The organism is Amycolatopsis sp. (assembly GCF_025464955.1).
Taxonomy (GTDB): domain Bacteria; phylum Actinomycetota; class Actinomycetes; order Mycobacteriales; family Pseudonocardiaceae; genus Amycolatopsis.
In genome coordinates this window covers 1-5247 of the sequence record NZ_JAODNM010000078.1, presented here as the reverse complement: position 1 = coordinate 5247, position 5247 = coordinate 1, and the positions used below count along the sequence as shown (strand labels likewise).

Annotated in this window: 3 protein-coding genes; all 3 read left to right on the top strand. The window is 68.8% G+C overall.

The features are described from left to right. The first annotated feature begins 17 nt into the window (after window positions 1–17). Window positions 18–4370 carry a type I polyketide synthase gene (locus tag JWQ81_RS17385; RefSeq protein ID WP_297542716.1) on the top strand — a complete coding sequence of 1451 codons (4353 nt, stop codon included), beginning with the start codon at window positions 18–20 and terminating at the stop codon, window positions 4368–4370. Window positions 4371–4676: 306 nt separating this feature from the next. Beyond that, window positions 4677–4985 carry a hypothetical protein gene (locus tag JWQ81_RS17380; RefSeq protein WP_297542714.1) on the top strand — a complete coding sequence of 103 codons (309 nt, stop codon included), beginning with the start codon at window positions 4677–4679 and terminating at the stop codon, window positions 4983–4985. Then, window positions 4964–5247: DUF222 domain-containing protein (locus JWQ81_RS17375; protein ID WP_297542718.1), on the top strand; the 284-nt coding region annotated here is incomplete at its 3' end. The genes JWQ81_RS17380 and JWQ81_RS17375, both read left to right, overlap by 22 nt.

The window sequence follows — 5247 nt, the reverse complement described above, 5'->3', positions numbered from 1 at the left end:
TGGCAGGCGCCGGTCTCGTGCCGTCCGATGTGGACGTTGTCGAGGCGCACGGCACGGGCACCACGCTGGGCGATCCGATTGAGGCGCAGGCGCTGCTGGCCACCTACGGCCAGGACCGTGAAACGCCACTGCTACTGGGCTCGATCAAGTCGAACATCGGCCACACCCAGGCTGCTGCCGGTGTCGCGGGTGTGATCAAGATGGTCATGGCACTGAAGAACGGGATTCTGCCGCCGACGTTGCATGTGGACACTCCGTCGTCGCATGTGGATTGGTCCGCTGGCTCGCTCGAGTTGCTCACCGAGCGGACCGAGTGGCCCGAGATCAACCGCCCGCGACGGGCCGGCGTGTCGTCCTTCGGAATCAGCGGCACCAACGCCCACGTGCTCATCGAGCAGGCACCGCCCGCTGTCGCGCCGGAGGAGCCGCGAGTGGTGCCGGCCGTCGTGCCGTGGGTGCTGTCGGCCAAGTCCGAGGGTTCGCTGGAGGTACAGTCCGCCCGCATTGCGTCCTTTGTAGATGGACAGTCCCCAGTCGACATCGGGTTCTCACTCGTGAGCTCCCGGACGGTGTTCGATCGGCGTGCCGTCTTGCTGGCGACCGAACAGGGTGTCTCGGAGGTCGCCCGGGGCGCCGCGGTCGACGGTTCGCTGGCGTTCCTGTTCTCCGGACAGGGCTCGCAGCGGCTCGGCATGGGCCGCGAACTGTACGAGCGGTTCCCGGTCTTCGCCGAGGCGTTCGACGAGGTGGCGGCGGACCTGGATCTGTACCTCGACCAGCCGCTGGCCGACGTGATCTCGGGCAAGGACCCGGAAGTGTTGAACGACACCGGAACCGCGCAGCCCGCCCTGTTCGCGATCGAGGTCGCCCTCTACCGACTCGTGCGGTCCTGGGGCGTCCGGCCCGACTTCGTCGCCGGACACTCGATCGGCGAGGTGACCGCCGCCTACGTGGCCGGGGTGTTCTCGCTGGAGGACGCTTGCGCGCTGGTGGCGGCCAGGGCCCGCCTGATGCAGGTCCTGCCGGGCGGGGGCGCGATGGTGGCAGTACAGGCCACCGAGGAAGAGGTTTTGCCGCTGCTGGGTGCGGGAATCGCGATCGCGGCGATCAACGGCCCGACCTCGCTGGTGCTCTCCGGCGCCCAGGACGAGGTGCGCGAGGTGGCCGCACGGCTGGCCGAGCAGGGTCGTAAGACGAGCCGTCTGTCCGTGAGCCACGCGTTCCACTCGCCGCTGATGGATCCGATGCTCGACGAGTTCCGGGACGTGCTGGAGAGCCTGTCGTTCCAAGCGCCGGAGATTCCGGTGGTGTCGAACCTGACCGGCGAGCTGGCTGCCGCCGACCAGCTGTGCACGCCCGAGTACTGGGTGCGGCACGTGCGGGAAGCCGTCCGGTTCGCCGACGGCGTCGCGACACTGGCCGGACACGGCGTGACGGCATTCCTGGAGTTGGGGCCGGACGGCGTGCTGTCGGCGATGGCGGCGGAGTCCTTGCCGCCGGAGACTGTGGTCGTGCCGGTGTTGCGAAAGGACCGCCCGGAAGAGGTCACCGCGGTGACGGCGCTGGCGCGTCTGCACGTGAGTGGCGTGAAGGTCGACTGGGCCGGGTTCTTCGCCGGCACGGGCGCGCGTCGGGTGGAGCTGCCGACGTACGCGTTCCAGCGTGAGTGGTTCTGGCCGCAGGCCGTGGTCCGGGCCACCGACGCCGCCGGACTGGGCCTGACGGCCGCCGGGCATCCGCTGCTGGGTGCGGGGGTTGAACTCGCCAGCTCGGAAGGCTTCCTGTTCACCAACAGGCTGTCGCTCCGGTCGCACCCGTGGCTTGCCGATCACGTGGTGATGGGCCGGGTGTTGCTGCCCGGCACGGCATTCGTGGAACTGGCCATCCGCGCGGGCGACGAGGTCGGCTGCGACCGGGTCGAAGAGCTGACCCTGGCGGCACCGCTGATGCTGCCGGAGCATGGCGCCGTCCAGTTGCAGGTAACGCTGGAGGCCCCGGACGACGCGGGTCGTCGCGCGGTCGGCATCCACTCCCGGCCTGAAGGCGCCGGGGAGCTGCCATGGACTCAGCACGCGACCGGTTTCCTCGCTACGGGCGCGAAAATCGAGGCGTTCGACGCGACCATCTGGCCGCCGGCGGAGGCAGAACAGGTCCCGGTTGACGGCTGCTACGAGCGGTTCGCGGAGATCGGCTTCGAATACGGCCCGGTGTTCCAGGGCCTGCGAGCGGTGTGGCGCGACGGTGAGGACATCTTCGCCGAGGTGGCACTGACCGAGGACGCCGAGGACGAAGGGTTCGGACTGCACCCGGCACTGCTGGACGCCGTCCTGCATGCCTGGATGCTCGCCGGAAACGGCGACGGTGGCGGCGGGCTGCCGTTCTCGTGGGAGGGCGTTTCGCTGCATGCGACAGGAGCCTCGGCGGTGCGCGTCAGGCTTCGCCCGGTCGGTGACTCGATGGCGATCGCCGTCGCGGACACCGCCGGCGCGCCGGTGGCGTCGATCGAGTCGCTGGTCGTGCGGGCGATCTCGCCCGAGCAGTTCAGCGACACCGGCGCCGAGCGCGACTCGCTGTTCGGCTTGAACTGGGTGCCAGTCCCGGCTGACGGAGTGGCCACGTCGGTTGCCATCGTCGGCTCGGACCCGTTCGGCCTCGCCGAGCACTGGGACCTGCCCGTCGAGCGGTATGCGGACCTGGCGTCGCTGGGCACCGACGAGCTGGTGCTCGTGTCGGTCGGCGGCGATGACCGGGTTGTCGAGTCCACGCACACGATCACCTCCGAAGTACTGGGCCTGCTGCAGGAGTGGCTGGCCGACGAGCGGTTCGCCGACTCGAGGCTGGTTTTCGTCACTCGCGGTGCGATGTCCGGCGCCGACCTGGCCGGAGCGGCGGCATGGGGTCTCGTGCGGTCCGCTCAGTCGGAGAACCCAGGCCGGTTCGGGCTGGTCGACCTCGACGCCGAGGGTGCGGTGTTGCTGCCGCGGGCGTTGGCGGCAGACGAGCCACAGCTGGTGCTCGCGGACGGCGAGGTCCGGGCGGCGCGGCTCGGCCGGGTCGCTGTGCCGGAGCGGCCGGTGGTGTGGAACGCCGAAGACACCGTGCTCATCACCGGCGGCACCGGTGGGCTGGGCGCGGTACTGGCCAGGCATCTGGTGTCCGCGCAGGGCGTCCGCAGTCTGGTGCTGCTCAGCCGACGGGGTCTTGCCGCCGACGGAGTGGAAGCGCTCGTCGCCGACCTGTCCGATCAGGGTGCCGACGTGACCGTCGCGGCTTGTGATGTCGCGGACCGTTCCGCGTTGGCGGAGGCGTTGTCGCGGCACGAGATTTCGGCGGTGGTGCATACCGCTGGTGTGCTCGACGACGGTGTGATCGGGTCTCTCACCCCGGAGCGGTTGGACACTGTGTTGCGGCCGAAGGTGGACGCGGCGTGGAACTTGCACGAGCTTCTCCCGAATCTCAAGGTCTTCGCGGTGTTCTCCTCGGCCGCGGGCACCTTCGGCAATGCCGGACAGGGAAACTACGCGGCGGGCAACGCGTTCCTGGACGCCTTGATGCAGCACCGGCGCCGACTCGGCCTGCGGGGTGTGTCGCTGGCGTGGGGCGCATGGGACCAGACCGGGATGCTGTCCGAGCCGGACATGGCCCGGATGGCTCGCTCCGGGATGCCACCGCTGTCGGCCGAGCATGGTCTCGCGCTGTTCGACGCCGCGATCGGGGCCGACGAACCGGTCGTCCTGCCGCTGCGGCTGGACCTGCCGATGCTCGGCGGCCGCGGCGAGGTTCCTCCGCTGCTACAGGGCCTGGTCAAGCGGCGGGCGCGCCGGATGGTAGCCGGGCCCGAGGTGGCCGACGGGCTCATCCAGCACCTGTCGACCCTGAGCGAGGCCGAGCGGACGGAGGCTCTGCTGGACCTCGTGCGTAGTCAGGTCGCGGTGGTGCTGGGGCACGCCGGTGCGGAGACCGTGGAACCGGACCGCGCGTTCAAGGAACTCGGCTTCGACTCGCTGACAGCGGTGGAGCTGCGCAACCGCCTGGGTGTGGCAACCGGACAGCGGCTGCCCGCGACGCTCGTGTTCGACTACCCGACGCCGACAGAGCTCGCGGACTTCCTGCGCGGCCGGCTCGTACTCGGCGAACCGACCGGCGAGGGATCGCTCTTGGCCGAGCTCGACAAGCTGGAGCAGGTGCTGGGCGCGGTCACCGTCGACGAGAAGGTGTTCAAGCAGGTGGCCGGACGGCTTGAGGTCCTGCGGACGAAGTGGGCGGCCGGGCGCGGTGCCGCGAAGCCAGATCAGGACGAGGTCGACTTCGATACGGCTTCGGACGACGAGGTGTTCGCCCTCCTCGACGAGGAGCTGGGCATGTCCTAATGGTCTTGCTCAGTAGGGGGTGCGCGGGTGAGAGCGGGTCGGCCCTTGTGCTGCTGGTGTGTTTTGGCTGACTGAAAGGGACTCCCGTTGCGGCGCCAGCACGGATAGCCTCGCCGACCACATTAAGCAACCGCGCTCGTCAACCCGTTGTATGAGTGAGTGACGTGGCAAGCAGTTGCAGGAGACGAGCGGGCGCATTGCGTTGCGGTGGCAGGCTTTCCGAATAACCGACGACTACGTTCCGCGACTACATGTACCACCTGAACGTGTTCCGCATAAACGTTCGAATCGAGGCAGAATAAAGGCGTGCCCAGCGATACGATCACCATCCCCGATGCCGCCGATATCCGGCGTGCCGATCCGGCGACACTGGTCGACTACGCCCGGGTCATCACCCGGGAAATGAACCGGTACACCGCACTGCTGGGGCTCGTGGTCACCAAAACCGAGACCGACGGCATCAAGGCCACGCACCAGTACAACTCCGCGGTGCAGTGGCTGATGCATACAACGGGGATGACCGAGCCCGCAGCACGCCAGATCGTAGTCCGTGCCCGCGGCACCAACTCCTTGTACGCCATCGAGGGACAGAGATCCCCGCAGTCGCACCCCTGACCGGTCTTGCGGCACTGGCCGGTGCCCTCACTCCCGCGCATGTGGACGTGATCATGAAAACGATGACGGCCATCCCGGCGACGGTGTCGGAGGAGGATCGGGTGGCGGCGGAGAAAATCCTGGTCAACCTCGCCGTTAACGCGTCCCCGGTCGAAGTGAAGAAGGCCGGCGACCGGCTGTTGGACACGTTGGATCCGGATGGGCCGGAGCCGAAGGATCCGCCGGAGAGACCGGAGCGGGAGTTGTCGTTCCAAGAGCACCG